This window comes from Pseudonocardia cypriaca (assembly GCF_006717045.1).
GTDB lineage: Bacteria > Actinomycetota > Actinomycetes > Mycobacteriales > Pseudonocardiaceae > Pseudonocardia > Pseudonocardia cypriaca.
On sequence record NZ_VFPH01000001.1, the window covers coordinates 3,543,211 to 3,568,640 of the forward strand.

The 25,430-nt window shown below is 73.5% G+C and carries 28 protein-coding genes; 18 read left to right on the forward strand and 10 right to left on the reverse strand.

Annotated elements, in window-relative coordinates; translation table 11 throughout:
* The first annotated feature begins 2 nt into the window (after positions 1-2).
* From FB388_RS16870 to FB388_RS16895, 6 genes are all read left to right on the forward strand, one after another.
* Positions 3-860 (forward strand): dihydropteroate synthase, encoded by an 858-nt coding sequence (locus tag FB388_RS16870; RefSeq protein ID WP_142102019.1) that lies wholly within the window; start codon positions 3-5, stop codon positions 858-860.
* Complete coding sequence (locus FB388_RS16875) at positions 857-2,704, forward strand: ASKHA domain-containing protein (RefSeq protein ID WP_211361952.1); 1,848 nt, start codon at positions 857-859, stop codon at positions 2,702-2,704. The genes FB388_RS16870 and FB388_RS16875 overlap by 4 nt, the downstream gene beginning before the upstream one ends.
* A gap of 64 nt (positions 2,705-2,768) precedes the next feature.
* Complete coding sequence (locus tag FB388_RS16880; RefSeq protein ID WP_142102024.1) at positions 2,769-3,350, forward strand: DUF1638 domain-containing protein; 582 nt, start codon at positions 2,769-2,771, stop codon at positions 3,348-3,350.
* Between the two features lie 942 nt (positions 3,351-4,292).
* A complete protein-coding gene (locus FB388_RS40435) occupies positions 4,293-4,742 on the forward strand; it encodes an ABC transporter substrate-binding protein (RefSeq protein ID WP_246121997.1) in 450 nt (149 codons plus the stop codon).
* 74 nt (positions 4,743-4,816) lie between these two features.
* On the forward strand, positions 4,817-5,785 hold the full coding sequence (locus FB388_RS40440; RefSeq protein WP_246121999.1) for a FecCD family ABC transporter permease: 969 nt from the start codon (positions 4,817-4,819) through the stop codon (positions 5,783-5,785).
* Complete coding sequence (locus FB388_RS16895) at positions 5,782-6,801, forward strand: FecCD family ABC transporter permease (protein WP_142102026.1); 1,020 nt, start codon at positions 5,782-5,784, stop codon at positions 6,799-6,801. Before FB388_RS40440 ends, FB388_RS16895 begins: the two co-directional genes overlap by 4 nt.
* Here FB388_RS16895 and FB388_RS16900 read toward each other — a convergent pair.
* Positions 6,782-7,216: a pyridoxamine 5'-phosphate oxidase family protein gene (locus FB388_RS16900; protein WP_142102028.1), complete on the reverse strand. Its 435-nt coding sequence runs from the start codon at positions 7,214-7,216 to the stop codon at positions 6,782-6,784. The two genes, FB388_RS16895 and FB388_RS16900, sit on opposite strands and share 20 nt — an antisense overlap.
* 60 nt (positions 7,217-7,276) lie before the next feature.
* Between FB388_RS16900 and FB388_RS16905 the strand changes: the two genes are divergently transcribed.
* Entirely contained in the window at positions 7,277-7,915 is a 639-nt protein-coding gene (locus tag FB388_RS16905; protein WP_142102030.1) for a DUF1707 SHOCT-like domain-containing protein, read from the forward strand.
* Positions 7,916-8,006: 91 nt separating this feature from the next.
* Here FB388_RS16905 and FB388_RS16910 read toward each other — a convergent pair whose 3' ends face one another.
* A complete protein-coding gene (locus FB388_RS16910; RefSeq protein WP_142102032.1) occupies positions 8,007-8,897 on the reverse strand; it encodes a LysR family transcriptional regulator in 891 nt (296 codons plus the stop codon).
* Positions 8,898-8,986: 89 nt separating this feature from the next.
* On the opposite strand from FB388_RS16910, the gene FB388_RS16915 reads away from it, so the two are divergent.
* Complete coding sequence (locus FB388_RS16915; protein ID WP_211361953.1) at positions 8,987-10,141, forward strand: MFS transporter; 1,155 nt, start codon at positions 8,987-8,989, stop codon at positions 10,139-10,141.
* A gap of 88 nt (positions 10,142-10,229) precedes the next feature.
* A complete protein-coding gene (locus tag FB388_RS16920) occupies positions 10,230-10,685 on the forward strand; it encodes a DoxX family protein (RefSeq protein ID WP_142102034.1) in 456 nt (151 codons plus the stop codon).
* Positions 10,686-10,691: 6 nt separating this feature from the next.
* On the opposite strand, the gene FB388_RS16925 is transcribed toward FB388_RS16920, so the two are convergent.
* Entirely contained in the window at positions 10,692-10,910 is a 219-nt protein-coding gene (locus tag FB388_RS16925) for a hypothetical protein (RefSeq protein ID WP_142102037.1), read from the reverse strand.
* 164 nt (positions 10,911-11,074) lie between these two features.
* Between FB388_RS16925 and FB388_RS16930 the strand changes: the two genes are divergently transcribed.
* From FB388_RS16930 to FB388_RS16940, 3 genes are all read left to right on the forward strand, one after another.
* Complete coding sequence (locus FB388_RS16930) at positions 11,075-11,482, forward strand: STAS domain-containing protein (RefSeq protein WP_142102039.1); 408 nt, start codon at positions 11,075-11,077, stop codon at positions 11,480-11,482.
* 48 nt (positions 11,483-11,530) lie between these two features.
* Positions 11,531-12,502: an acetylxylan esterase gene (locus tag FB388_RS16935; protein ID WP_142102041.1), complete on the forward strand. Its 972-nt coding sequence runs from the start codon at positions 11,531-11,533 to the stop codon at positions 12,500-12,502.
* Between the two features lie 222 nt (positions 12,503-12,724).
* Positions 12,725-13,678, forward strand: coding sequence for an IS30 family transposase (locus FB388_RS16940; RefSeq protein WP_170225646.1), 954 nt, complete (start codon positions 12,725-12,727; stop codon positions 13,676-13,678).
* 10 nt (positions 13,679-13,688) lie between these two features.
* Here the strand turns inward: FB388_RS16940 and FB388_RS16945 are convergent, their stop codons facing one another.
* On the reverse strand, positions 13,689-14,996 hold the full coding sequence (locus FB388_RS16945; protein ID WP_142102045.1) for an MFS transporter: 1,308 nt from the start codon (positions 14,994-14,996) through the stop codon (positions 13,689-13,691).
* 104 nt (positions 14,997-15,100) lie between these two features.
* Here FB388_RS16945 and FB388_RS16950 point away from each other — a divergent pair, with 104 nt between their 5' ends.
* Both FB388_RS16950 and FB388_RS16955 read left to right on the forward strand, forming a co-directional pair.
* On the forward strand, positions 15,101-15,979 hold the full coding sequence (locus FB388_RS16950; protein ID WP_211361955.1) for a LysR family transcriptional regulator: 879 nt from the start codon (positions 15,101-15,103) through the stop codon (positions 15,977-15,979).
* A 19-nt stretch (positions 15,980-15,998) separates the two neighbouring features.
* Positions 15,999-16,613 carry a VOC family protein gene (locus tag FB388_RS16955; RefSeq protein WP_142102047.1) on the forward strand — a complete coding sequence of 205 codons (615 nt, stop codon included), beginning with the start codon at positions 15,999-16,001 and terminating at the stop codon, positions 16,611-16,613.
* Here FB388_RS16955 and FB388_RS16960 read toward each other — a convergent pair.
* A complete protein-coding gene (locus FB388_RS16960) occupies positions 16,528-17,229 on the reverse strand; it encodes a DUF2306 domain-containing protein (protein WP_142102049.1) in 702 nt (233 codons plus the stop codon). The genes FB388_RS16955 and FB388_RS16960 overlap by 86 nt on opposite strands.
* Before the next feature lie 131 nt (positions 17,230-17,360).
* On the opposite strand from FB388_RS16960, the gene FB388_RS16965 reads away from it, so the two are divergent.
* The 3 genes from FB388_RS16965 to FB388_RS16975 all read left to right on the forward strand — a co-directional run bounded on the left by FB388_RS16965 (position 17,361) and on the right by FB388_RS16975 (position 20,629).
* Positions 17,361-17,963: a superoxide dismutase gene (locus tag FB388_RS16965; protein ID WP_142102052.1), complete on the forward strand. Its 603-nt coding sequence runs from the start codon at positions 17,361-17,363 to the stop codon at positions 17,961-17,963.
* A 2-nt stretch (positions 17,964-17,965) separates the two neighbouring features.
* Positions 17,966-18,493, forward strand: coding sequence for a flavin reductase family protein (locus FB388_RS16970; protein ID WP_211361957.1), 528 nt, complete (start codon positions 17,966-17,968; stop codon positions 18,491-18,493).
* Between the two features lie 69 nt (positions 18,494-18,562).
* Positions 18,563-20,629: an ATP-dependent Clp protease ATP-binding subunit gene (locus FB388_RS16975; protein WP_142102054.1), complete on the forward strand. Its 2,067-nt coding sequence runs from the start codon at positions 18,563-18,565 to the stop codon at positions 20,627-20,629.
* 9 nt (positions 20,630-20,638) lie between these two features.
* On the opposite strand, the gene FB388_RS16980 is transcribed toward FB388_RS16975, so the two are convergent.
* The 3 genes from FB388_RS16980 to FB388_RS16990 form a co-directional block, all read right to left on the reverse strand.
* The gene (locus FB388_RS16980; protein WP_142102056.1) at positions 20,639-21,475 is read right to left on the reverse strand and encodes an alpha/beta fold hydrolase; all 837 of its coding nucleotides are present in this window, start codon (positions 21,473-21,475) and stop codon (positions 20,639-20,641) included.
* Between the two features lie 73 nt (positions 21,476-21,548).
* Positions 21,549-22,130, reverse strand: coding sequence for a dihydrofolate reductase family protein (locus FB388_RS16985; protein ID WP_142102058.1), 582 nt, complete (start codon positions 22,128-22,130; stop codon positions 21,549-21,551).
* 196 nt (positions 22,131-22,326) lie between these two features.
* Positions 22,327-22,764 carry a MarR family winged helix-turn-helix transcriptional regulator gene (locus FB388_RS16990; protein ID WP_246122001.1) on the reverse strand — a complete coding sequence of 146 codons (438 nt, stop codon included), beginning with the start codon at positions 22,762-22,764 and terminating at the stop codon, positions 22,327-22,329.
* Positions 22,765-22,810: 46 nt separating this feature from the next.
* On the opposite strand from FB388_RS16990, the gene FB388_RS16995 reads away from it, so the two are divergent.
* Positions 22,811-24,223 (forward strand): MFS transporter, encoded by a 1,413-nt coding sequence (locus FB388_RS16995; protein ID WP_246122003.1) that lies wholly within the window; start codon positions 22,811-22,813, stop codon positions 24,221-24,223.
* Here FB388_RS16995 and FB388_RS17000 read toward each other — a convergent pair.
* Positions 24,177-24,986 (reverse strand): NmrA family NAD(P)-binding protein, encoded by an 810-nt coding sequence (locus FB388_RS17000; protein ID WP_142102063.1) that lies wholly within the window; start codon positions 24,984-24,986, stop codon positions 24,177-24,179. The two genes, FB388_RS16995 and FB388_RS17000, sit on opposite strands and share 47 nt — an antisense overlap.
* Positions 24,983-25,414 (reverse strand): nuclear transport factor 2 family protein, encoded by a 432-nt coding sequence (locus FB388_RS17005; protein ID WP_142102065.1) that lies wholly within the window; start codon positions 25,412-25,414, stop codon positions 24,983-24,985. The genes FB388_RS17000 and FB388_RS17005 overlap by 4 nt, the downstream gene beginning before the upstream one ends.
* Between the last annotated feature and the right edge of the window lie 16 nt (positions 25,415-25,430).

Genomic DNA, 25,430 nt, shown 5'->3' on the forward strand with positions numbered 1-25,430 from the left:
CCGTGCACACGAGAGTCAGCTCCGCCACGCGCGAGGTCGTCATCGGTCCCGACCAGCCGTTCTGCCTGATCGGCGAGCGGATCAACCCCACCGGCCGCAGGCTCTTCGCCGAGCAGCTGCGCGCGGGCGACCTGTCCCGGATCGCCGTGGACGTCGAGCAGCAGGTCGCGGGCGGGGCCACGATGCTCGACGTCAACATGGGCGTGCCGCTCGCCGACGAGGCGGAGCTGCTGGCCAAGGCCGTCGCCATGATCCAGGAGATCACCGACCTGCCCCTGTGCATCGACTCGTCGGTCGTCGAGGCCCTCGAAACCGGGCTGTCCGCGTACCGCGGCAAGGCGCTGGTCAACTCCGTCACCGGGGAGCGCGAACGCCTCGACGCGATCCTGCCCCTGGTCAAGGAGCACGGCGCCGCCGTGATCGCCCTCCCGAACGAGGAGGACGAGATCCCCGACGACCCGCGCAAGCGGTTGGAGATCACGCGCAAGATCGTCGACGTCGCGGTGGGCGAGTTCGAGATTCCACTGGAAGACATCGTGATCGACCCCCTCGCCATGCCGATCGGCGCCGACTCCACGCTCGTCAGCAAGACCCTCGACACCATCGAGCTGATCCGCGCCGAGTTCGGGCTGAACATGACGCTCGGCGCGTCCAACGTCTCGTTCGGGATGCCGGACCGGCACGCGCTGGGCGCCGCGTTCCTGCCGATGGCGATGCGGTGCGGGCTCACCAGCGCGGTGATGGACGTGCGTACCCCGCAGATCGTCGAGTCGGTCAAGGCCGCCGACCTGCTGCTCGGCAACGACGAGTGGGGCGCGGCCTGGATCGCGGCGCACCGAGCGAAGAAGCGGTCGGCGTGAGCGAGCTCGCGAGCGAACCTCCGGCCCGGACCGACCGGGTCCGGATCTCCTACGAGGTCGAGGGCGGGCGGCCCCGGGAGGTCCGGGTGCCGGCCGGCGTCACCCTGTTCGACGCCGCGAGCTGGAACGGCATCGCGATCGACTCCACCTGCGGCGGGCACGGCACCTGCCGCAAGTGCAAGGTGCGAGTCACGGACGGGGACGTGCCGGTCTCGCGGCTCGACCCGCGTGCCTTCGACGCCGGTGAGCTGCGCGCGGGCTGGCGGCTCGCCTGCCGGGCCCCTGCCACCGGCGACGTCCGGGTCACGGTGCCGCCGCTCGTCACCCGGCCCAAGGCGGCCACGGTGGGCGTCGGGCGGCAGGTGATCCTGCGCCCGGCGGTGCAGAAGCGGTACGTGGAGCTGTCCGAACCGACGCTCGCCGACCAGCGCACCGACCTCGAACGCCTGCTCGCCGCGCTCGACGACCTGGAACCGACCGTCGACCTGCACGCGCTGCGCGCCCTGCCCCGCGCCCTGCGCGCAGCGGACTTCCGGGCCACGGCGGTGCTGGTCGACGACGTGCTGATCGACGTCGAGCCCGGCGACACCACCGCCCGGATGTTCGGCATCGCGTTCGACCTCGGCACCACCACCGTCGTCGCCACGCTGCTGGACCTCACCACCGGCACCCCCGCGGGCGTCGCGTCGCTGCTCAACCCGCAGCAGCCGCTCGGCGGCGACGTGATCACGCGCATCAGCGCGACCATGCTCGACCCGGAGGCGCTCGGCCGGCTCACCGCGCACGCCCGCGACGCCCTGAACCAGCTGGCGCACGAGGTCTGCGCGGGAGCCGACGTCGACCCGGGCGAGGTCTACGAGGTGGCCCTCGCGGGCAACGCGACCATGACCGCGCTCGCCCTCGGCATCGACCCCGAGCCGCTCGGCGTGGCACCGTTCGTGATGTCGACGCGGTCGTTCCCGGGCCTGCGGGCCGACGACCTCGGGCTCACCCTGCACCCGGCGGCGCGCGCGTACCTGTTCCCCGCGCTGGGCGCGTACGTCGGCGGCGACATCGTGGCCGGGGCGCTCGCGTCCGGCATGGACCGCGACAAGCGCGTACGCCTGTTCGTCGACGTCGGTACGAACTGCGAGATCGTCCTCTCCGACGGCGAACGGGTCTTCGCCACGGCAGCACCGGCGGGCCCCGCGTTCGAGGGCGCGCAGATCCGCTGCGGGATGCGCGCCGCGCCCGGCGCCATCGAGGGCGTCAAGATCTCCGACGACGACGTGGCGCTCCAGGTGATCGGCGACGTCGAGCCGGTGGGCCTGTGCGGATCCGGGCTGGTCGACGCGGTCGCGGCGCTCCTGAGCGTCGGACTCCTGGACGGCTCGGGGCGGCTGCTGACCCGGGATGCGGCGGAGGAGATGCGGCCGGGGCTCGCCGACCGGCTGCAGACCGTCGGCGCGGAACGGGTGTTCGTCCTCGCCGACGGGGTGTACCTGTCCCAGCGCGACGTGCGGGAGCTGCAGTTCGCGAAGGCCGCGATCGCCACCGGCTGGCGGCTGCTCGCCGCGGAGCTGGGAATCGACCCGGCCGACGTCCAGCAGGTGCTCCTCGCCGGCTCGTTCGGCAGCTACCTGTCCCCCGCCGCCGCGGTCCGGATCGGCCTGGTGCCCGGCATCCCGCTGATGCGGATCGTCAGCGCCGGCAACGTCGCGGGCGAGGGCGCCAAGATGGCCCTGCTCTCCGTCCGCGAGCGCGCCGCCGCCGACGCCCTGCTGGAGGAGGTGCGCTACGTCGAGCTCAGCGACCGCCCGGACTTCAACGACCGGTTCATCGACCAGCTGGCCTTCCCCGCCTGAGTGTCAGCAAAGCCACCTTCCTGACACCACGCGTCAGCAAAGTGGCTTTGCTGACATCGCGGTGGTGGCCTGCGGCGCCATCGCCTCGCACGTCGCCGCCGTCGTCGGGCGGCGGGGGTGGACCGTCGACGTGCACCCACTGCCTCCGCTCCTGCACAACCACCCCGAGCGGATCGCGGCCGCCGTGGAGGAGCGGGTCCTCGGCCTGCTCGCCACGCACGCCGCGGTCGCCGTCGCCTACGCCGACTGCGGCACGTACGGCGTGCTCGACGAGGTGTGCGCGCGGCTCGGCGTTCCACGGCTGCGCGGCGACACCTGCTACGACGCCTTCGCCGGGGCCGAGCGCATGCGGGAGATCTACGAGCAGGAGCCGGGCACCTACGTGCTCACCGACTACCTCGCGCTCTCCTTCGACCGCTCGGTGATCCGGGAGCTGGGCCTGGACCGGTACCCGCAGCTGCGCGAGGACTACTTCCGCCACTACCGGCGGGTGGTCTGGCTCGCCCAGCACCCGGTGCCGCGGATCCGGGTGGCCGCGGAACGCGCGGCGGCGTACCTGCGGCTCCCCCTCGAGGTCGTCGACGTGGGCGAGGCCGGGCTGGAGCGTGAGCTGGAGCTGCTCCTGAGCCCGTCCTCCCGCGCGTAGCCGGAGATCGCCCCCGCCGACAGCCACTTCACACACCCAGCATGGACTTCGCACAGGGCCCGCCCTGTGCGAAGTCGGTACTGGGTGTGTGAAGTCGCATGAGGCGCCGAAGCCTTGATCAAGCCCGTGAGGCCGGCCTTCGGTGGCGCCGCGCGCCCGAAGGGCAGGCCCCTGGCCTGCCCGCGTAGTACTGCCCGAAGGGGCCGCAGAGGCTCACGGGTCAAGGGTCGCGAAGCGATCGCGAAGCGACGCGGAGCGCCCTTGAGGCGTGAGGAGCGGCCCCGCACAATGCGCGGCGTCTCCGAAGGCCCCTGGCGTCCCCGAAGGCCCTTGTCTGAAGAGTTGTTCAGATGGGCCATAGTTGGGCCATGCCGCGCTCCGCCCTGCCCCGAATCGTGCCGACGCTCGCTGCCGTCGCGCTCCTCGCCGCCTGCGGCGGCCCGCCGTCCCCCGGCGCGCAGGTGGGGAGCGGCACCACCGCGCACAACTGCGGGATCGACGTAACGGTGCCCGCACCGCCGCAGCGCATCTACGCCGCCTACCAGCCCGCGATCGAGATGGTGCACGCGCTCGGTGTGGGCGACCGCGTCGTCGGAACGGCGTTCCTCGACGCGCAGGTCCTCCCCGAGTACGTCGACGCGCAGGCGGCCACCGACTACCTGCCCGAGCTGCCCAGCCGGGAGGCGTTGCTCGCGGCGAACCCCGACTTCGTCGTGTCCGGCTACAACGGCCTGTTCGCGACCACCGGCTCCGAGACGCTCGGCACCCGGGCGAGCCTGCGTGAGCTCGGCGTGCAGACCTGGATCTTCTCCCCGCTGTGCCCGAGCGCCGACGGCCGGTCCGACGAGGCGATCGACCCCGCCGCGGTGACGATCGAGAACGTCTACGCCGACGTGCGCGACCTGGGCAGGCTCTTCGGCGTGGCGGACCGCCGAGCAGGTGGTGGCCGGCATCCAGGCCCGGATCGAGGCCGTCCAGCGGCGGGTTGCGGACGCGCCCCGCGCGCGCGTCGCGGTGGTGTCACCGGAGGACGACGGCACATTCCGGGTGGCGGGCGGCCTGGACTTCGTCACGCGGATCCTGGACATCGCGGGCGCCGAGAACGCGTTCGCCGACCTGCGGGGCAGGCGCAACGTCCCGGTCGGCGCCGAGGAGATCATCGCCCGCGACCCGGACGTCATCCTCACGAGCACCTGCTGCGACGGCGCCTACACCGTCGCCGACGCCGAGCCGGACGCGGAGCGGATCCGCGCGAACCCGGCGTTCGCCGGGCTCAGGGCCGTGCGCGAGGGCCGCGTGCACGGCTTCCTCTTCGCCGACCGCGCCGCCGGGGTGCGGGTGCCGCACGCCGCCGAGCTGGTGGCCTCGTTCGTGCACCCCGACCGCCGGTGACCAGGCCGCACGCCCTGTCCGCGAGTCGCGCTGTGGGTGCGCGCGAGTCGCGGGCTCGGTGCACGCGTGTCGCGGTGGGGCTCACCCTCGGTGTGGTCGCGGCCGCCGGGCTGTCGCTGCTCGTCGGGATCCAGCCCGTCACCCCGGCCGACGTCGTCCTGGCGCTCACGGCGCCCGCCGGCCGACCGGCCGACGCCGTCGTCCTGCACCTGCGCGTGCCCCGCACCGCGGCCGGCCTGCTCGCAGGCGCCGGGCTCGGGCTGGCGGGCGCGGTGGCGCAGGGGCTGACCCGCAACCCCCTCGCAGGGCCCGAGGTGCTCGGCGTCAACGGCGGGGCGGCGCTCGCGGGCGTGGTCGCGATCGCGCTGGTCGGGGTGGGTCCGCTCGGCGGCTACGTGTGGTTCTGCTTCGCGGGGGCCGCGCTCGCGCTCGGTGCCGTCCTCGCGATCGCCTCCGCCGGGCGCGACGGCGCCACACCGGTGAAGATCGCGATGGCCGGGGCGGCGGTCTCCGCCCTGCTGTTCTCCCTGACCTCGGCGATCGTGCTGCGCGACCACGACCTGTTCGAACGCTTCCGGTTCTGGCTGGTCGGCTCGCTGACGAGGGCCGATCTGCCCATCGTGCTCCAGGCCGTCCCGTTCCTCGCCGCCGGAACGGTGCTCGCGCTCGCGCTCACCCGCCCGCTGGACGCCGCCGCGCTGGGCGACGACGCGGCGCGCAGCATCGGCGCCCGGCCCGCCCTGCTGCGCGGGTCGGCCATCGCGGCGGTCGTGGTCCTCGCCGGGACGGCCACCGCGGTCGCAGGCCCGGTCGGGTTCGTCGGGCTGGTCGTGCCGCACGCCGCACGGGCGCTCGCCGGAGCGGCGAACGTGCGTGTCCTGCCGCTCTCGGCGCTGCTCGGGGCGCTGGTGCTGCTGCTGGCCGACGTCGTGGGCCGCGTCGTGCTGCGGCCGGAGGAGGTGCAGGTCGGCGTCACCGCGGCGGTGCTGGGCGCACCGGTCTTCCTGTACCTGCTCCGCAGGCGCCGGGTGGGGGGCCTGTGACCGCGACCGTGCGGGCCGGGCGGGTCTCGCTGCGGGTGGAGCCGGCGTCCGTGCTGCTCGGGGCCGCCGCGTGGACGGCGGCGGTCGCGGTGGCGCTGCACGCCGTGACCGTGGGCGACTACCCCATGCCGCTCTCCACCGTGCTCGACACGCTCGCCGGTCACGGCACGCTGCTCACCTACGACGTCGTCGTGCGCAACCGGCTGCCCCGCGCGCTCGTCGCGCTGCTGGTCGGCGCGGCGCTGGGGTCGGCCGGCATGGTGCTGCAACGCATCGCCCGGAACCCGCTCGTGAGCCCGGACGTGATCGGGGTCGGGGCCGGGGCGTCCGCGGGAGCGGTGGTGGTGATCGTCGTGGCCGGGGCGGGCGCGACGGCGGTCGCCGCGGGAGCGCTGACCGGCGCGGTGGTCGCCTCGGCGACGGTCTACGCCGTCGCCGCCCGAGGTGCGGCCCACCGGCTCGTGCTGATCGGCATCGGCGTCACCGCGCTCGCGAACGCGGCCGCGTCGTTCCTGCTCACCCGCTCCGACCGGTACGCGGCCAAGCAGGCGGCCACCTGGCTGGTCGGCGACGTGGCCGGCCGCTCGTGGCCGGACGTGCTCACGGTGGCGGCCGGGCTCGCGATCGGAGCGCCCGTCGTGCTGCTGCTCACACGCCACCTGCGGCTGCTGGAGCTCGGTGACGACGTCGCGCGCTCCCTCGACGGCCGGATCGGAGCGGCCCGGGCCGCGCTGGTGGCGGCCGCGGTGGCGCTCACCGCACTTGCCACGGCCGCAGCGGGCCCGATCGCGTTCGTCGCGCTCGTCGCGCCGCAGATCGTGCGCCGGGTGCTCGGCCCGCGGTCCGCAGGCGTGCTGCCCGCGGCCGGGGTCGGAGCCCTCGTCGTGGTCTCGGCCGACCTCGCCGCGCGACGCCTGTTCAGCCCGGACGAGCTCCCGGCGGGCGTGCTCACCGCCGCCGTCGGCGCACCCGTCCTGCTGTACCTGCTGGTGCTGGTCAGCCGCCGTAGCGGCTGATCCGTTCCGGCCGGATGACGATGCGGACGAGATCGGCCTCCACCATCGAGGTCAGCGCGGCGGCCTTCTCCGGGTCGTCGAGGTCCCAGTAGCGGGCGCCGAGGCGTTCTGCCAGCTCGCCTGCGCCGTCCTCCTCGATGGTGGCGGTGCCGCTGATCGCGATCCAGTTCTCCGGCTCCCCCACGCCGTTGGCCGCCACGAGCGACGCCCGCGGGTCCTGTTGCACCCGGCGGACCTTCGGCGAGGTGTTGAGGGAGAACAGCTGCACGGTGCCGTCGTCGGCCACCTCGAACCACACCGGCCGGGGCTCCGGGAGCCCCTTGCCGCCCGCCACGGTGAGGAACCCGATCCGGGGCGTGGCGAGGAACTCCCGGTCGGCGGCGGTCAGCTCTGCGTTGCTCGTCGTGCTGCTCATCGATGATCACCAACGCCGTTCGGCGCCTGGTCATTCCCCGGCCGCCGATACGGTGTGGGTGTGCCCGACCAACCCGCCGCCCGCTTCCTGCGCGTCTCCGATGCCGAGCGGGAGCACGTCGTCGGGCTGCTGCAACGCGCCACCGGCTCCGGACTGCTCGACCTCGACGAGTTCACGAGCCGCGTCGACACCGCCCTCGCGGCGCGCACCAGGGGCGAGCTGAACGCGGTGCTGCTCGACCTGCCGGGCCTGACGCACGCGGAGCGGCCGGCGCAGGTCCCGGCACCCGCCCGGCCTCCCGTCCACCGCCCCACCCCCGTCGTCACCGAGATCGACACCGGCGGTGAGGTCCGCAGCATGCTCGGCTCGGTGACCCGCCGGGGTGTCTGGGACGTGCCCGCGCACCTGGTGGTGCGCAGCACGCTCGGGTCGGCGGAGCTCGACTTCACCGAGGCGCGCATCCCGCACGACGTCGTCGACGTCGAGCTGGAGGTGGTGGCGGGCTCGGTGGAGCTGCGGCTGCCCGCGGGCGCCCGGGTGGAACACGGCGACCTGCAGGCCACGCTCTCCAGCGTCGAGAACCACGTGCGTGGCCGCGCGGACGCCCCGGACGGCCCGCTCTTCCGGATCCGCGGCTCGGTCCGCGCGGGTTCGGTGGAGATCCGCCCGCCGCGCAAGTCCCGCTGGTGGCGACGGTAGGCCGAGGCCCGGTTTCTCGGCCCGGGTTCCGACGAACGGCGCGTTCGTCGGATAGGTTCCGACGAACGCGCCGTTCGTCGGAACGGGCGAGCTAGGGCACGGTCTCCGCGACCACGGCGGCGAAGGCGCGGATCCTCGCGTTCTCGTGGTCCTGGTGCCACACCAGTCCGAGAGCCGTCTCCGGGAGCCCGGCCACCGGGACGTCGACCACGTCGCGGCGGCGGTGGTAGGCGGCCGTCGGCTCGCACAGCAGCATCCCGCCGCGGTTCGCGGCGATGAGCCACACGCCTTCCTGCAGCGTGCTGACGGCGGGGCCGCTCGGGATGGGCCGCCCTCCGGGCGTGGCGGCGGGGGCGTGGGCGCGGCGCCAGTACTCCCCTGCCGGCTCGGCAGCGGAGATCAGCGGGACGTCGGCGAGGTCCTCGGCGGAGACCTCGGCCCGCCGGGCGAGCGGGTGGCGGGTGGAGATCGCGAGTCGTTGCGGCTGCCGCGAGAACACGGGGCCGAGCACGAGCCCGTCCTCCTCGACGGGCAGCAGCACGACGGCGGCGTCGACCTCGCCGCGGTGCACCGGCCCGAACGGGTCGGAGAGCGGGATCTCGGCGATCTCGACGCTGCTGCCCGCGTGCCGGTCCTGGAAGGCCGTGACGGCCGCGAGCAGGCGGTCGTCGGCCGTGCCCTGGAACCCGACGCGCAACGGGCCGGGGACGGACCGGGCCTCGGAACGGGTCTCCTCGACCGCGGCCCGCAGCGCGCCGTAGGCGGGTTCGAGCGCGTCCCGGAACCGCTGCCCGAGCGGGGTGAGCCGCACGCTGCGGCTGGTGCGGCTGACGAGGCGGGCGCCCACGCGCCGCTCCAGCGAGCCGATCAGCTGGCTGACCCGGCTCTGCGAGACGTACAGCCGCTCACCCGTCCGCCCGAAGTGCAGCTCCTCGGCGAGGACGAGGAAGCACTCCAGCTCCCGGATCTCCAGCCCGCCCACCGCACGACCTCCGATCGATGAGTCCCGCTCATGGAAGCGTGAGAGCTCCGTCGTTGTTCCGCGGCGCCGCCGGCGCTGTGCTGGGGATCATGACGCACCTGACTCGCACGACCGGCTGGCCGGCCGTGCTCGTGGTGGCGACCGGCATCTTCACGGTCGTCACGTCGGAGATGCTGCCGGTGGGGCTGCTCACCCCGATGGGCGCCGCGCTGCAGGTCAGCGAGGGGACGGCCGGGCAGACGCTGACGACGACGGGGATCGTCGCGGCCGTCGCGGCGCCGCTCGTGGTGCCCGCCCTCGGCCGCATCGACCGGCGGACGGCACTGGTGGCGCTGACGGCGCTGCTCGCGGCGGCCAACCTGCTGGCCGCGTGGGCGCCCGCCTTCGCGGTGATGGTCGTCGCCCGCGTGCTTGTGGGGGTCGCGATGGGCGGGATCTGGGCGCTCTCGGCGGGACTCGCGGTACGGCTCGTGGCGCCCGGCGCCGTCGGGCGCGCCACCGCCACGATCTTCAGCGGCATCGCCGTGGCGTCCGTGCTCGGCGTGCCCGCCGGCACGTTCCTCGGCGCGATCGCCGGGTGGCGGGCCGCGTTCGTGGTGGTCGGGGCGCTGTCGGCGGCGGTGGCGCTCGCGATGGTGGTGCTGCTCCCCCGGCTTCCGGCCGAGCGCGCGCCGGGTCTGTCCGGCGTCACCGCGCTGTTGCGCAACCCGCCGGTGGCCACCGGGCTGGTCGTGGTGGCGCTGCTCGTCGTCGGGCACTTCGGGGCCTACACCTACGTGCGCCCGGTACTGGAGGGCCTTGCGATCGACGCCCCGCTGATCGGCACGCTGCTGCTGGTCTACGGCGTCGCGGGCGTGCTGGGCAACTTCGTGGCCGGAACGGCAGCGGTCCGGTCGGTACCGCGCACGATGCAGGTGCTCGCCGGGCTGGTGGTGGCGGCCGTGCTGCTGCTCGCGCTCGCGCCGTCCGCATCCCTCGCCGCCGTCGCGCTCGTGGTGTGGGGCCTGGGCTACGGCGGGGTCTCGGTGACCGCCCAGACGTGGATGATGGCCGCCGCCCCCGAGGCCCGCGAGACGGTCTCGTCGCTGTTCGCCGCGGTCTTCAACGGGGCCATCGCGCTGGGCGCGGTGGGCGGCGGCCTGGTCGTCGACGGCTTCGGCCCGAGTGCGGTCCTGGTCTGGGGCGCGGTCCTGGCCGCGGCCGCCCTGGTGGCCGTCGCTACGGGCCGGGCTCCACGGAGCTGAGGGTCTCACGCGTCTTGTCATTGACAAGATGCGGTTCTCGGGGCATCTTGGCAGTGTCATCTTGTCAATGCCAAGACTCGGAGTCCTCGTGGAACCACTGATCACCCTCATCGCCGTCACCGCGCTCCTGCTCGTCCTGGGCGCGCTCGGGGTCCGGGCCCTGCGGCCGTGGCCGGTCGCCGTTCGTGGCGGGCTGGCGGCGATGTTCACGCTCACCGGCGTCGTGCACTTCGTCTTCATGCGCGAGGAGCTGATCGCCATGGTCCCGCCCGCACTGCCGGCGCCCGGGCTGCTGGTGACCATCACCGGCGTGCTCGAGCTGGCCGGCGCGGCCGGACTACTGCTCCCCCGCACCGCGCCATGGGCGGCAGGCGGTCTCTCCCTGCTGCTCGTCGCCATGTTCCCGGCGAACGTGCACGCCGCGCTGGAGGGCACCGCCACGCCACTGCTGCCGCGCACCCTCATGCAGGTGCTGTTCCTCGCAGCCACGCTCGCCGTGGTCGCCCACCACGTGCGGGCGCGCCGGGAGCCCGCCCTCGCGTGAGGGTCCTCAGGTCGTGGCGCGCAACACGGGCCGGCCCGCGGGCCGGCGCGGGGGCGGCGGTTCGAGGCGCCCGAGGGTCAGCAGCGGAAGCGAGTCACTCGAGCGGGACGCCGGATGATCGGGGTTCTCGCCCAGCTCAGGAGATCTGAGGAGCTTGGCCTCGAGCCGCTGCAGCAGCAGCGTCGCCAGGAGGACGGCGACCGGCACGACGAGCGAGATCCACACATCCTCGGCTACCCCGGCAGCAGGGGCCCGTACACGACACGCGGGCGAGGCCGCCCGGACGGGCTACATTTTTCTTCCGCGGCTCACGAGTGGTAGCCGGATGTCCCCCACATCGGTCACGCTCCGCGTCGCCGCCGCCCAGCCGCGCCGGATACGGTTCCCGGATGAGCGACAGCGACCCCGCCGACGTCATGACGGTGACCGCCACGCGCATGGGTCCGGCGGCCGTGGTGACGGTGACCGGCGAGCTGGACCTGCTGACGGCGCGGAAGTTGATGAATACGGTCGACGAGACGCGGCAGTGGCCGGGCCTCGCCGGCGTCGTCGTCGACCTGAGCGCGGTGAGCTTCCTCGGCTCGTCCGGGCTGGGCACCCTGGCCGAGCTGGCCACCCGGACGACGGCGCCCACCGGAAGCGGCGGCTACCGCTCGCAGCCCCCCGAGCCGGTCCCCCCGTTGCGGCTCGTGGCGCCGAGCGGGAACAGCGCCGTCGTGCGCCCGTGGGAGACGATGAACCTGCAGCAGATCCTGCCGCTGCACCCGGATCTGGACAGCGCTCTCCAGAGTTTCTGACCTGCGGGTTATCTTCTACCGGCATCCCCATTCGAGGACAGGAGATCCGTGGCCCGCGCCGATCTGCCCCTTGACGAGCTCGTCTCCTTCCGCCCCGACGTCACCGAACCGGACGACTTCGACGCGTTCTGGGCCCGCACGCTCGACGACGCCCGCACCCACGACCTGGACGTCCGGTCGGAGGAGGTCGACACGCCCTACCGCACCGTCCGGGTGCAGGACGTGACCTTCAGCGGGTTCGGCGGCGACCGCATCGGCGCCTGGTTCACGGTGCCCCGCGCGGAGGAGGGCCCGCTCCCCGCGGTCGTGGAGTTCATCGGCTACAACGGCGGCCGCGACCTGCCGGGCGAGTCGCTGCGCTGGGCGAGCGCGGGCTACGCGCACCTGCTCGTCGACACGCGCGGGCAGGGCGCGCGGTGGGGAGGGGGCGGGCGCACGGCCGACCCGCACGGCTCCGGCCCGGCCACCCCCGGCTTCATGACCCGCGGCATCGACCACCCGGACACCTACTTCTACCGGCGGGTGTTCACCGACGCCGTGCGCGCCGTCGAGGCGGTCCGCACGATGCCCGGCGTCGACGCCGGGCGCGTGGCCGTGCAGGGCGCCAGCCAGGGCGGTGGGATCACCCTCGCCGTGGCCGGGCTGGTGCCCGACGTCGCAGCCGCGCTGCCCGACGTCCCGTTCCTCTGCCACTTCACCCGTGCCCTCGACATCTGCGACAAGGACCCGTACGCAGAGGTCACCCGCTACCTCTCCGTCCACCGGCCGCGCGCGGACGACGTGCTGCACACGCTCTCGTACTTCGACGGGGTGAACTTCGCCAAGCGCGCCGCCGCACCCGGGCTGTTCTCGGTGGCGCTGATGGACCTGATCTGCCCGCCGTCCACGGTGTACGCCGCGTACAACCACTACGCGGGCGACAAGGAGATCGAGGTCTACCGCTACAACGACCACGAGGGCGGCGAGTCGTACCAGCGGCAGGCCCAGATCCGGTGGCTGGACAAGCTGCTGGGCCGGTAGCGCTGACTGCCAGCCGCGGCGATCAAGGGCTGATGGTCGCGGCCGAAGACTTGATCTCAAGTGGTTGTTGCAAGGAGCATGATCATCGGGAGGTGGTCATGCCGGGGAAGCGACTGACCGAGCAGGAGCGGGGCCAGATCGAGGCGTTCTGGCGGGCGGGGGTGGACCTTCCCCGAGATTGGGGCGGCGATCGGGCGTGATCCCAGCACGGTGTGGCGGGAGGTGTCGAAGTACAACTCCCACCGTCACGGCCACAAGAACCCGCTGCGTCGGCGAGGACGTGGGCCGGGGCTGGGTGGGGTGTATCGGTGGGGCTATGACGCCGGCTCCGCGCATGCCCGCGCCGCAGCGCAGGCGCGCCGCCCTAAGACACCGCGCCTGGCGGTCGATTCACCGCTGCGAGACGCGGTGATCGAGGGGCTCAGACAGCAGTGGGCGCCCACCCAGATCGCTGGGCGGCTGCGGCGCGACAACCCCGATGATGAGTCGATGCAGGTCTCCCACGAGACGATCTACCAGGCCATCTACGTCCAGTCCCGTGGTGGGCTACGTCAACTCCTGGGACCGCAGGTGCTGCGCTCGGGACGAGCCCGACGGGTCATTCGCCGTCCTGACCGCGCCGGTTGTGATCAGCGCCGTCGCCGCGACAAGTTGCTCAAGATCTCCGCGCGGCCGGCCGAGGTCGCTGACCGGGCCGTGCCCGGGCACTGGGAAGGCGACCTGATCATGGGTGCGCGGCGGGACACCGCGATCGCGACACTGGCTGAGCGCAGCTCCCGGTTCCTGCTGATGGTCGCGCTTCCCCAGCTGGCCCACCGAGACCCGATCGCGGTCGCTGATGCCCTGGCCGTGCACATGCTCACCCTGCCGGTCGCGCTACGCCGGTCACTGACCTGGGACCGCGGCCTGGAGATGGTCCACGGACACGCCACGTTCTCCCTGGCCACCCAGCTTCCGGTCTACTTCGCCGACCCGCACAGCCCTTGGCAGCGCGGGACGAACGAGAACATCAACGGGCTGATCCGCCAGTACCTGCCCAAGAGCACCCCACTACCGGGCGCCCAAGCCGATGTTGACCGCATCGCCGACCTGCTCAACCACCGCCCCCGCCACACACTGGGATGGCAAACTCCAGCCGAGAAACTCAACGAACTGCTCCTTGCAACAGCTGCTTGAAACCGCCAGATCAACCAGCGACCTTCACCCCTTGATCGGCCACGAGCCCGGCCGGCCGCGCCGCGCGCGCGTGCCGGGCCAGCACGCAGGCCACCACCACCGCGGCGAGCAGCGGGACCAGCCCGCAGAAGGCCATGCCGGCCCGCGCGCCGAGCGCGTCGGTGATCCAGCCGACCACGGGCCCGCCCAGCGGAGTGCCCCCGACGAACGCGAGCATGTAGAGGCTCATCACGCGGCCGCGGACGTCGGCGTCCACCCACGTCTGCACCGACGAGTTCGCCATCGCCTGGAACGCCAGGTTCACCATGCCCATCACGACAAGCGCCGCGAGGAAGGCCCCCAGCCCGGGGGCGAGTGCCGCAGCGAACTGGGCACCGCCGAAGGCGGCACCGGTGAGGACGATCGTGCGCAGCCGGGGATGCGTGCGCGCCGCGATCAGCGCGCCGGCCACGGACCCGAGGGCGATCACCACGTTGAAGAGCCCGTAGAGCTGGGCTCCACCGGCGAACGTCTCGTCGGCCATCGCCGTCAGCACCACCGGGAACTTGAGCCCGAACGTGCCGACCACGCCGACGAGGACGATCGTCCACGCCACGTGCGGGCGCTCGGCCACGTACCGCAGCGCCGAACGCAGCTGCCCGGGCGCCCGCTCGACCGGGGGTGTGCGGATCAGCTCACGGGAGCGGATGAGCAGCAGCCCGGCGATCGGGGCGAGGTAGGACAGCGCGTTCGCGGCGAACGCCCACCCCGAGCCGACGGTGGCGATCATGACGCCGGCCACGGCCGGCCCGACGAGGCGGCTGGTCTGGAAGACGGCTGCGTTGAGCGCGATGGCGTTGCGCACGTACCGGTCCGGCACGACCTCGTTGACGAAGACCTGGCGCGTCGGGTTGTCGACGACGAAAACCAGTCCTGCCAGGAGCGCGAACACGTAGACGTGCTCGACGCGGACGTGCCCGGTGATCGTCAGGACGGCGAGGGCGCCGCTCAGGAGGCCGTTGAGGGTCTGGGTGACCAGGAGGACGGCCCGCTTGGGGTAGCGGTCGGCGATCATGCCGCCGTACATGCCGAGCAGCAGCATCGGCAGGAACTGGCAGGCCATCGTGATGCCCACGGCGGCGGGGCTCCCGCTGAGCTCGAGTACCAGCCATTCGAGGGCGATGTTCTGCATCCACGTGCCGGTGCTGGCGACCGCGTGAGCGCTGACGTAGATGCGGAAGTTCCGGACGCGCAACGCGGCGAATGTGCCGGCGCGGCGGGTGGAATCGAAGGTTGATGTGGTCCCGCTCACGGGTATGTCGGCCGCAGCCGTTGTCACGGATAACCCTTCGTAGTTCCCGGCAGAAATCCGTACCTCAGTCTCCCGAACGAGTGCCGTATTGTGAACGTCGATCAACCGACTAACTGTTATTGCGGAGCAATATGGCCCAGACGATCTACGACCCCGCCCAGCTCCAGACGTTCCTCGCCGTGGCCCAGACCCGCAGCTTCACCCAGGCCGCGGCGCGGCTCGGCATCCGGCAGCCCACCGTCAGCCAGCACATCCGCAGGCTCGAGGAGGCCACCGGGCGGGTGCTCGTGCACCGCGACACCCACAGCGTCTCCATGACCCCCGACGGCGAGGCCATGATCGGCTTCGCCCGGTCCATCCTCGCGGCGCACGAGCAGGCCGCCAACTACTTCAACGGGGAACGGCCGCACGGGCGGCTGCGGATCGGGATGTCCGACGACCTCGCGCTCACCCGGCTCCCGCAGATCCTGCGCGATTTCCGCCGCGACCACCCGCTCGTCGACCTCGACCTGTCCATCGACCAGAGCGGGTCGCTGCACCGCAGGCTGGAGAACGACAGGCTCGACCTGTTCGTCGGCAAGCGCCCGCGCGGCGAGCCGAGGGGGCAGCTCGTGAAGCGCGACCGCCTCGTATGGGTGGGCACGGCGGCCACCCGGCTCGACCCGACGAAACCGCTCCCGCTCGTCGTCTACCCGAACCCCAGCCTGTCCCGCTCCGCGATGGAGAACGCCCTGCAGCGGGCGAACATCACCTACCGCCCGGCGTGCGTGTGCCGCGGCGTCAACGGACTGATCGGGGCGGTGGCTGCGGGCATCGGGATCTCGGCGCTGGCGAGCAGCCTCGTCCCGGTGCAGCTCAGCCCGCTCGGTCCGCAGCACCGCCTGCCCGAGCTCGGCTACCTCGACCTCGTCCTGCTCACCAACCCGCGCACCGAAGGCCGCCCGGCGGCGAAGGCGCTGGCGGCGGCCGTGCTCGCCAGCGGCCCGACCAGCCTCTCCACCACCACGTGAGCGGGGGCATGATCGGCTCGTGATCGACCACCTCGTGTACGCCACGCCCGACCTCGACGCCACGGTCGCCGACCTGGCCCGGCAGGGGCTCACCCTCAGCCCCGGCGGCGCCCACGACGGGCGGGGCACCCGCAACGCGCTCGCCGACCTCGGCGGCGGCGCCTACCTCGAGGTGATCGGCCCGGACCAGGACCAGCCGGAACCCGCCGCGCCGCGGCCGTTCGGCGTCGACGGCCTGCGTGAGCCCCGGCTGGTCGCGTGGGCGGTGCGGGTCACGGACCTCGACGCGGCCGTGGCCGGTGCCCGCTCCCAGGGCTACGACCCGGGGGACGCGCAGTACATGGCCCGCCTGCGTGGCGACGGGGTGCGGCTGGCGTGGCGGCTCACCCCGATGCCGGCCACCGGGCCCGCGGTGGTGCCGTTCCTCATCGCGTGGGGCGACACCGAGCACCCCAGCCTGAGTGCCGCGCACGGCGCCCGGCTGGCGTCGTTCACGGCGTTCCACCCGGACCCGCCCGCCGTACGGGAGCACCTCGTCGCCGTCGGCGTCACGGATGTCCCGGTCGAGCGGGCACCCGCACCCGCGCTCCGAGCGGTGATCGAGACGCCGGCCGGGCCCGTCGAGCTCGCCTGATCAGCACCTCCGCGACCACCAGGTTGATCACGCAGCCCAGCACCTGGCCGATCGGGATCAGCGACGCCACGACCGTCGCCGCGTCCGCGCGTGCGACGACACCGCTCGCGAGCAGCGTCAGCAGGATCAGCGGCACCACGATCCGCGCGGTGACGGCGAGGAAGGTCAGCGCGTAGTTGCGCGTCATCCACGCCCGGTGCGCGGCGACGTCGCCGCTGCGGATGGCGCGGACCGCGAGCCCGGCGGTCACCAGCCACCCGACCGCCACGATCACGAGCCCGACCTGGCTGACGAGCCGGCCCGACAGCAGCGCGACCGGCACGGCGGCCACCGCGGACGGCAGCACGCCGGCCAGCAGGTAGGTGCGCCCGATCCGGCGGTGCCACCGCCTGCGGGCCCGGATCGCCGGCACGAACTGCAGCGGGCCGAGGACCAGCGCCACGGTCGCGGTGAGGATGTGCGTCACCAGGAGGGCGTAGTGCAGCCCGCCTGCCACCTCGACCCGGCTGGAGTCGACGTCGAGCAGCGCGTACGGCGCGGCCATCAGCGCGGCGGCCACCACCGCGACCAGCAGCATCAGCCACACCCGGCGGGGGCGCAGCACCCGGAGGTCCATGCCGACGATCCTGGGCGGGGCCGGCCGCGGTGTCGTCCGGTCGGGGGCGGCCCTGCGCCTACTCCCGCTGACGTAGGTGACGTGCGCCATGGTGGCCTTGAGTTGAACCCGGGTCGAGGTCCGAGGATCGGATCATGACGTACACGCTTCCCGACCTGCCCTACGACTACGGTGCCCTCGCCCCGCACATCACGGGCGAGATCATGGAGCTGCACCACTCCAAGCACCACCAGACCTACGTCGGCGCGCTCAACCAGACCCTCGACAAGCTCGCCGAAGCCCGCGACAAGAACGACTTCGGCGCCATCGTCGGGCTGGAGAAGACCCTCGCCTTCAACCTCGGCGGCCACGTCAACCACTCCGCGTTCTGGCAGAACCTCTCCCCCGACGGCGGCGACAAGCCCACCGGCGAGCTCGCCGCCGCCCTCGACGAGCACTTCGGCTCCTTCGACGCCTTCCGGGCCCACTTCACCGCCGCCGCCACCACCATCCAGGGCTCCGGCTGGGCCATCCTCGGCTGGGACACCCTCGGCGAGCGCCTGCTCATCCACCAGCTCTACGACCAGCAGGCCAACCTCCCGGCAGGCCAGATCCCCCTCGTCCTGCTGGACATGTGGGAACACGCCTTCTACCTGCAGTACCGCAACGTCAAGCCCGACTACGTCAAGGCCTGGTGGAACGTCGTCAACTGGGCCGACGCCGCGGAGCGCTTCGAGAAGGCCCGCGGGGTCTGACCGTGACCGCGACCGGGACGGTGACGCAGACGGGCCTGCTCGCGAGCGCGTTCCGGGACGCCTTCCGCCACCACCCCACCGGCGTCGCCGTTGTCACCGCCCGCGATGGCGCCGGTGGGCCGGTCGGGCTCACCGCGTCGTCGGTGGCCTCGGTGTCGCTGACGCCGCCCGCACTCGTCCTCTCGATCTCCCACCGGGCGAGTGCGGCCGCGGCGCTGCTGGCCGCCGACGCCTTCCTCGTGCACCTGCTGGAAGCGCGCAACGTCGACCTCGCCCGGCGCTTCGCGACGTCGGGGACCGACCGGTTCGGCCCGGCCACCCGGTGGACGCCGCTCGCCACCGGGGAACCGTGGCTGCCGGAGGCCCCGACGGCGCTGCGGTGCCGCCCGCTGTCGCGCACCCCGGTCGGGGACGCGACGGTGGTGACCGCGGAGGTGGTGGGCGTGCGGTCGTCGGGGCGTGCGGGCACCCCGCTGGTCCACCACGACCGCGGCTACCACGTCCTCGGACCGGCCCTGCCGACTTCCTGACCGCTGCGAGCGGCGCGAACCGCGTGAACGGAGGACCATCGGGGGTGGAAGCACCCCCAGGAGGCTGACGTGCCGCAGGACCGACCCGGACCCAACCCCGGGCCATTCGACGACCTCTTCGAGCGGCTCATCGGCAACCTCGAGAGCACCCTCGGCGACACGCTGGGCGGCAACACCGGCCGGCGGCCCGCCACCGGCGGCCGCACCCCGAAGCTCGACCGGTTCGGCCGCGACCTCACGGCCGACGCAGCCCGCGGCGTGCTGGACCCGGTGATCGGGCGCGACGCCGAGATCGACCAGGTGCTCGAGGTACTGGCCCGGCGCACGAAGAACAACCCGGTGCTGGTCGGCGACCCGGGCGTCGGCAAGACCGCGATCGCGGAGGGCGTCGCCCAGCGGGTGGCCGACGGCGCCGTGCCGGAGGCGCTGCGCGGTGTTCGGGTCGTGGCGCTGGATCTCGGCGGCATGGTGGCGGGCACCCGCTACCGCGGCGACTTCGAGCAGCGGCTCACCGGCGTCATCGACGAGGTCGTGGCCGCGGAGCGGTCGATCGTGCTGTTCCTCGACGAGCTGCACTCGGTGATCGGCGCCGGTTCCGCCGAGGGCGCGCCGATGGACGCGGCCACCCTGCTCAAGCCCGCGCTGGCCCGCGGCGACCTGCGGTTGATCGGCGCCACCACGCTGAAGGAGTACCGGCGCCACATCGAGAAGGACGCCGCTCTGGAACGCCGCTTCGAGCCGGTGCCGATCCCCGAGCCGACCGTCGAGGCGACGATCGCGATCCTGCGCGGCCTGCGGGAGCGCTACGAGCAGCACCACGGCGTGCGGATCAGCGACGCCGCCATCGTGGCCGCCGCCGAGATGTCCGACCGGTACGTCCCCGACCGGTTCCTGCCCGACAAGGCGATCGACCTGCTGGACCGGGCGAGCTCCCGCGCCCGGATGCGGTCCGGTCACCCGGTGCCGGGCCCGGCGGACCCCGTCGGCGAGGAGAAGCTGGAGCAGCTGCGCCGGGCTCGGGAGGTGGCGGTCGACGCCGAGGACTTCGAGCGCGCCCACCTGCTCACGCGCGAGATCGAGGCGGCCGAGGCCGCGCTCGGCCCCGACCTGCGCAAGAAGGACGCACCGGACGACGGGACGGTCGAGATCGGCCCCGACGACCTGGCCCGGGTCGTCTCCGACAGCACGGGCATCCCGATCGCCCAGCTCACCGGCGCGGAGCGGCGCCGCCTGCTCGACCTGGAGGAGCTGCTGCACCGGCGCGTGGTCGGGCAGGACGTGGCCGTCGAGACGGTGGCCGACGCGGTACGCGCCGGGCGGGCCGGCCTCGCCCACCCGGACCGGCCGGTCGGCTCGTTCCTGTTCCTCGGCCCGACCGGTGTGGGCAAGACCGAGCTCGCACGGGCCCTCGCCGAGGCCCTCTTCGGCAGCGACGACGCGCTCCTGCGGTTCGACATGAGCGAGTACTCCGACCGCAGCAGCGCGTTCCGGCTGGTCGGCGCCCCGCCCGGGCACGTCGGCTACGACGACGCCGGGCAGCTCACCGAGGCCGTGCGCCGCACCCGCTACGCCGTGCTCCTGCTCGACGAGATCGAGAAGGCGAACGCCGAGGTGATCAACACGCTCCTGCAGGTGCTCGACGCCGGGCGGCTCACCGACTCCCACGGCCGCACCGTCGACTTCACCCACACCGTGGTGATCATGACGAGCAACCTCGGCGCCGACCGCCTGCTCGCTGCCGCGGGCCGGCCGGTCGAGGAGGTGCGCGAGGGCGTGCTCGCCATCGCGCGCCTGCACTTCCGGCCCGAGTTCCTCAACCGCGTGGACGACATCGTGCTCTTCTCCGCCCTCGACCGCGCGGAGCTGCGGCGCATCACCGAGATGCTGCTCGCGGGCACCGCCGACCGGCTGCGCGCACAGGGCATCGAGCTCGAGGCCACCCCCGCGGCGATCGACTGGCTGGCCGAGCGCGGCCACCAGCCCGAGCTCGGGGCCCGGCCGCTGCGGCGCACGATCGCCCGCGAGGTGGACCGCACGCTCTCCCGGCTGATCATCGCCGGGGATCTGGGGCCCGGCAGGCGCGTGGTGGCGGACGTGCGCGACGGGGCGCTGGTGCTGCAACCGCAGCAGCGCTGAGCCGCCCGGTCAGGCGCCCGTCGAGCTGATCAGGTCGGCGACCCGCTGCGGCTCGTCGACCTGGACGTAGTGCCGCGCCGTCGGGAGCAGGTGCAGCTCGGAGGTCGGGAAGAGGCGGTGCAGGCGCTTCGCGACCCGCCGGTTCAGGTACGGGTCGGCCGCGCCGAACACGATCCGGACCGGCCGGTCGAAGTCGCGCAGCCGGCCCGAGCGCAGCCGCCGGCTGACGACCGTGCCCAACAGGTCGTCGTTGAGCCGCCAGAACGCCGGACGCGCGGCCCGGAAGTCCGCGTAGAGCTGCGGGACGAGCTCGGCGCGCACATCCGCGTCACGGATGAACCGGCCGACCTGCCAGGTGAACAGACGCTCGTCGAGCCGCTCGTTGCGCCGGACCACCGCCCGGGCGAGGTTGCGGAGCACCGGGGTGGAGTAGAGCGCGATCGCCTCCGGGGCGCGCAACGCCGGGTGCCAGCCGTAGTAGGTGTTGAGCAGCACCAGCCCGGCCACGCGCCGCGGGTGGGAGAACGCCCAGTCGATCGCGGGCGGGCCGGAGGCGTCGTGCGCCACCAGCACCGCCTCGTCGAGGTCGAGCGCGTCCATCACCGCGCCGACCTCGCCGATCTGGTTGGTCGCCGTGTGCGGATATCCGACCGGCTTGTCGGAACGTCCCCAGCCCAGGAAGTCGAACGTGACGACCCGCCGCCCGTCGAGGAAGGGCAGCACCCGGTCGTAGAGGTGCCGGTTGTCGGGGAAGCCGTGCATGAGCACGATCGCGGGTTCGTCGCCGGGGCGCTCCTCGACGTGGATCCGGTGGCCGTGGTGGTCGGCAACGAGCTCGCGGGCCATCCGATCATCCTGTCGGAGCCGGTCGCATTGCGGCAATTCTCCTCGGCGCGAACAGATCGAATACCGACGACGATCACTTCACGACGCGGTAGATCAGGTGGGTTGCCGGCGGTGTGTCGACCACGCTCTCCACCTCCAGCCGGATGTGGTCGGGTCCGATGTCGTCGAACAGGCGCCGGCCATGGCCGAACAGCACGGGCACGAGGTGGATCCCGATCCGGTCGAGCAGGCCCGCCCGGAGGAACTGCCGGCCGAGGTCCGCACCACCCATCACGGCGACGTCCCGATCCCCGGCGACCGCGCGGGCCTGCTCCAGCGCGGCTTCGACCCCTCCCGTGACGAAGCTGTACACGCTGTCGGCGGGCACCTCCCCCGCGTCCCGGTGGGTGACGACGAACAACGGCACGCGGGCCGGCCCGGTCGGGCCGTCGGCCTGCCACCACTTCAGCGAGGTGTCGTAGGTCCGCCGCCCGCAGATGATGGCGCCCAGGCCGGGGAGGGCCGCGGCCAGCAGCCGGTTGCTACCCGGGTCGGCACCCATCGCCCATTCCGTCAGCCGCTGACCGCCCGGCCCGAGCGGCTCGTCGGGTGTACTACCGGTAGCGCTGAAAAAGCCGTCCAGCGACATGCTGATGTCGAACATCACCGTGCTCATCGAACTCCCTCGGCCGCGAATGGCGTTGATCGCCAGACTGGCCGATCGCGAGTGGCAGAGCCGTGTCACTCCGGTGAAACACCGTATTCGGTAACGGCGGCGCGCACCGAGGCGTCGCACACCGAATTCTGCCGTCACACATCAACTGGAGTCGGTGTGTGAATACCGAAATCGGTGTGTGAGCACCGGCCGCGCCTCAGGGCAGTTCCGATTCCAGTCGCTGCAGGTATCCGGCGAACCGGGTGGCGTCTTCCGGGTCCCAGCCGGCCGTCAGTCGGGCGAAAGCCTCCTCCTGCCAGGCGTGCGAACCGGTCAGCAGCTCGTGGCCGGCCGGGGTGAGGGTGAGGACGGCACGCCGCGCGTCGGCCGCAGACGCCCGGCGCTCCAGGTACCCGTGCTCCACCGCCGCGGTCACGAACCGGCTGGCGCCGGAGCGGTCGATGCCCAGCTGGTGCGCGACGTCGGTCACCGCCACCTCGGGGTCGTGCCGGGACGCGGCGGCCACGGCGTCGAGCACGAGGATGTCCTGCACACGGCGCTGTTCCCCGGTCAGCTCCTCCGAGGCCTGCAGGATCCAGCGGCGCGACCAGTACCGCACGAGGCGGAACAGCGCTGCCCCCGGCCTTCCCTCCACGGACCCCTCCTTGTGCGTGCGATACGCACACAATAGCGTGTGCGATGTGCACGCATCTATGAGGGGGCGGGAGCTCGCGTTCGCCGCGCTGCTCCTCGGCATGCTGGTGTCGCAGCTGGAGGGCACGATCGTGGTGGCGGCCCTGCCGGCGATCGGTGCCGACCTCGGGCAGCCCGAGGCCGCGCCCGCCGTCTTCACCACCTCCCTGCTCGCGGTCACCGTGTCGACCCCGGTCCACGGGGCGCTCGGTGACCGGCTCGGACGCAGGGCCGTGTTCGTCGCAGCTTTGCTGCTGTTCACGGCCGGCTCGCTGGCCTCGGCGGTCGCGCCGACGTTCCCGGCCCTCCTCGCCGCCCGCGTGCTGCAGGGCATCGGCGGCGGCGGTCTGGTCGTCACCGCGATCAGCGCGCTCGGCGAGCTATTCGACGCCCGCGAGCGCATCGGCCGTCAGATCTGGAGCACCGCCGTGTTCGCCGTCTCGTCGCTCGCCGGGCCGCCGCTGGGCGGGCTGGTGGCCGCCACCGCGGGCTGGCGCTGGGTGTTCGCGCTGCCCCTGCCGATCTGCGCCGTCGCGCTGGCGCTGGGATGGCGGTCGGTGCCGCGGCGGCGGGAGCGCCGGGCGGGCTCGTTCGACGTCGCAGGAGCCGCGCTGGTCGCGGTGGGAGGCGCCGCACTGGTCGCGCTCGGGTCGAGCGACGCACTGGGCAGCGACCCGCTCCGGGCGCCGGTGCTCGTCGGCGCGGTACTGGTCTGCGCCGCCGCGTTCGTGCACGTCGAGCGGCGCGCAGCGAACCCGCTCGTCCCGCCCCGCCTGTTCGCGATCGCCCCGCTCGCCCGCGCCGTGGCGGTCACCGCGCTCTCGGGCGTCGCCCTGTTCGGGACGTTCGCGTTCGTCCCGCTCGCACTGGCCACCGGCCTCGGCACGGGAACCGCGGTCACGGGCACCCTGCTGCTCGCCCTCACGGGGGGCCAGCTCGCGGCGAGCACGGCGTTCTCGGTGCTGGCCCGCCGCCGTCCGGCGCTCGCGCCGTGGGGCCGGCTCGCGCTGGCGCTCGGCATCGCAGGCCTCGGACTGCTCGCCGCGCTCCCCCAGCTCGACGGCGGGCCGCTCGCTCACGCCGTGGCCGTGGTGGCACTCGCCATGGCAGGCGCGGCGCTCGGCCTCAGCATGGCGGCGTACACGCTGCTGGGAATGGGCCTGGCGCCGGCCGACGGCATGGGCGCGACGATGGCGACGCTGATGTTCGCCCGCCAGCTGGGCGGCTCGCTGGGCGCGGCCGCGTTCGGCTGGCTCCTGCTCGCCGCGCCCGATCCGGCCGCAGGCCTGACCGCCGTACTCGCCGTCGCCGCCGCCGTGGTCGCCGCGGCACTCGTGATCGCCCCGCGTCAGCCGGCCGTGGATCGCGCCGGGGTCACGCCTCCAGCACCTCCCGGAACGACCGGGGCGGACGCCCGGTGACGTCCCGCACGACCGACGTGGTGCGGTCCTCGGCGCCGTGGGCGATCATGGCGTCCAGCGCGGCGAGCACGGCGGCGAAGTCGGCCGGGTACCCGGCGCCGACGAAGCGCTCGGTCAGCTCCGCCACGCCGACGGCCCGGTGCCGCACGGGCCGCCCCATGACCTCGCTCAGGATCGTGGCGACGTCGGCGTAGCTCAGGGCCTCGGGGCCGGTGAGCACGTACTCGCCGACGTGCGGCTCCTCGTCGGCGAGTACGTGCGCGGCCACCGCCGCGATGTCGCCCGCGTCGACGAAGGCGACGCGGCCGCTGCCGGTCGCCGAGACGATCTCGCCGTCGGCCCGCGCGGACCTGGCGTGCGGGTGGTCGCCGAGGAAGTTCTGCATGAACCACGACGGACGCAGCACCGTGGGCTCCGGGACCGCGGCGCACACCATCCGGTGCAGCTCGCCCAGTCCGGGCGCGCCCTCCGGCACCGCGGAGGAGCTGAGCAGCACCACCCGCCGCACGCCGCGTTCCCGTGCCGTTTCGAGGAACGGCGCCACGAGCGGCGCGGGGTCGGCGACGCCGATGGGGGCCACCAGGTAGACGCCGCGCACCCCGTCCAGCGCGTCGGCGTGCGTGCCGGGGTCGGCCCACTCGAAGCGGACCTGCCCCTTCCCCGGACGGCGACTCGCCACGCGCACCGGAACGCCACGCTCTCGGACGGCGGCGACGACCCGGCTGCCGGTGGTCCCGGTGCCGCCCGTGACGAGGACCGTCACCGGCCACCGCCGGCGAACGCGGTCAGGTCCTCCACGCCACCGAGCGCCTCCGCCGCGGCGACCGGGCTCCAGTAGTCGCGGTAGCCGGTGATCTCGCCGTCCCGCACGGTGATCACCGAGATGTAGCGCATCCGGTACGGCCGCCCGGTGCGCACGGCGGTGCCGTCCACCTCGAACTCGACGACCACGACGTCCGGATCGACGGTCTGGTGCACCGTCCGGCTGGTGATCGCCCGCAGGTCGACGTGGTCGGTGTAGTCGCGCAGGTACTCCGCGACCGCGGCGCGCCCCTCCAGGCGCTGCGGGTACCCGGCGGGCGCGAACGGGAACTCGATCGTCCCGTCGACGGCCCACAGCCCCGCGAACCCCGCCATGTCGTGCGCGAGCAGCAGGTCCATGGCCCGGTCGACGACCTCGAGTGTTGTCATCGTGAACCTCTCTTTA

What these genes read in the sequence shown, in the direction of transcription:
- FB388_RS16985 (WP_142102058.1), bottom strand. Translation starts at nt 22,130, where the DNA reads ATGAGCACGGTGATGTTCGACATCAGCATGTCGCTGGACGGCTTTTTC.
- FB388_RS17005 (WP_142102065.1), bottom strand. Translation starts at nt 25,414, where the DNA reads ATGACAACACTCGAGGTCGTCGACCGGGCCATGGACCTGCTGCTCGCG.
- FB388_RS16915 (WP_211361953.1), top strand. Translation starts at nt 8,987, where the DNA reads ATGACGCACCTGACTCGCACGACCGGCTGGCCGGCCGTGCTCGTGGTG.
- FB388_RS16980 (WP_142102056.1), bottom strand. Translation starts at nt 21,475, where the DNA reads ATGGCCCGCGAGCTCGTTGCCGACCACCACGGCCACCGGATCCACGTC.
- FB388_RS16930 (WP_142102039.1), top strand. Translation starts at nt 11,075, where the DNA reads ATGAGCGACAGCGACCCCGCCGACGTCATGACGGTGACCGCCACGCGC.
- FB388_RS16950 (WP_211361955.1), top strand. Translation starts at nt 15,101, where the DNA reads ATGGCCCAGACGATCTACGACCCCGCCCAGCTCCAGACGTTCCTCGCC.
- FB388_RS16900 (WP_142102028.1), bottom strand. Translation starts at nt 7,216, where the DNA reads ATGAGCAGCACGACGAGCAACGCAGAGCTGACCGCCGCCGACCGGGAG.
- FB388_RS16960 (WP_142102049.1), bottom strand. Translation starts at nt 17,229, where the DNA reads ATGGACCTCCGGGTGCTGCGCCCCCGCCGGGTGTGGCTGATGCTGCTG.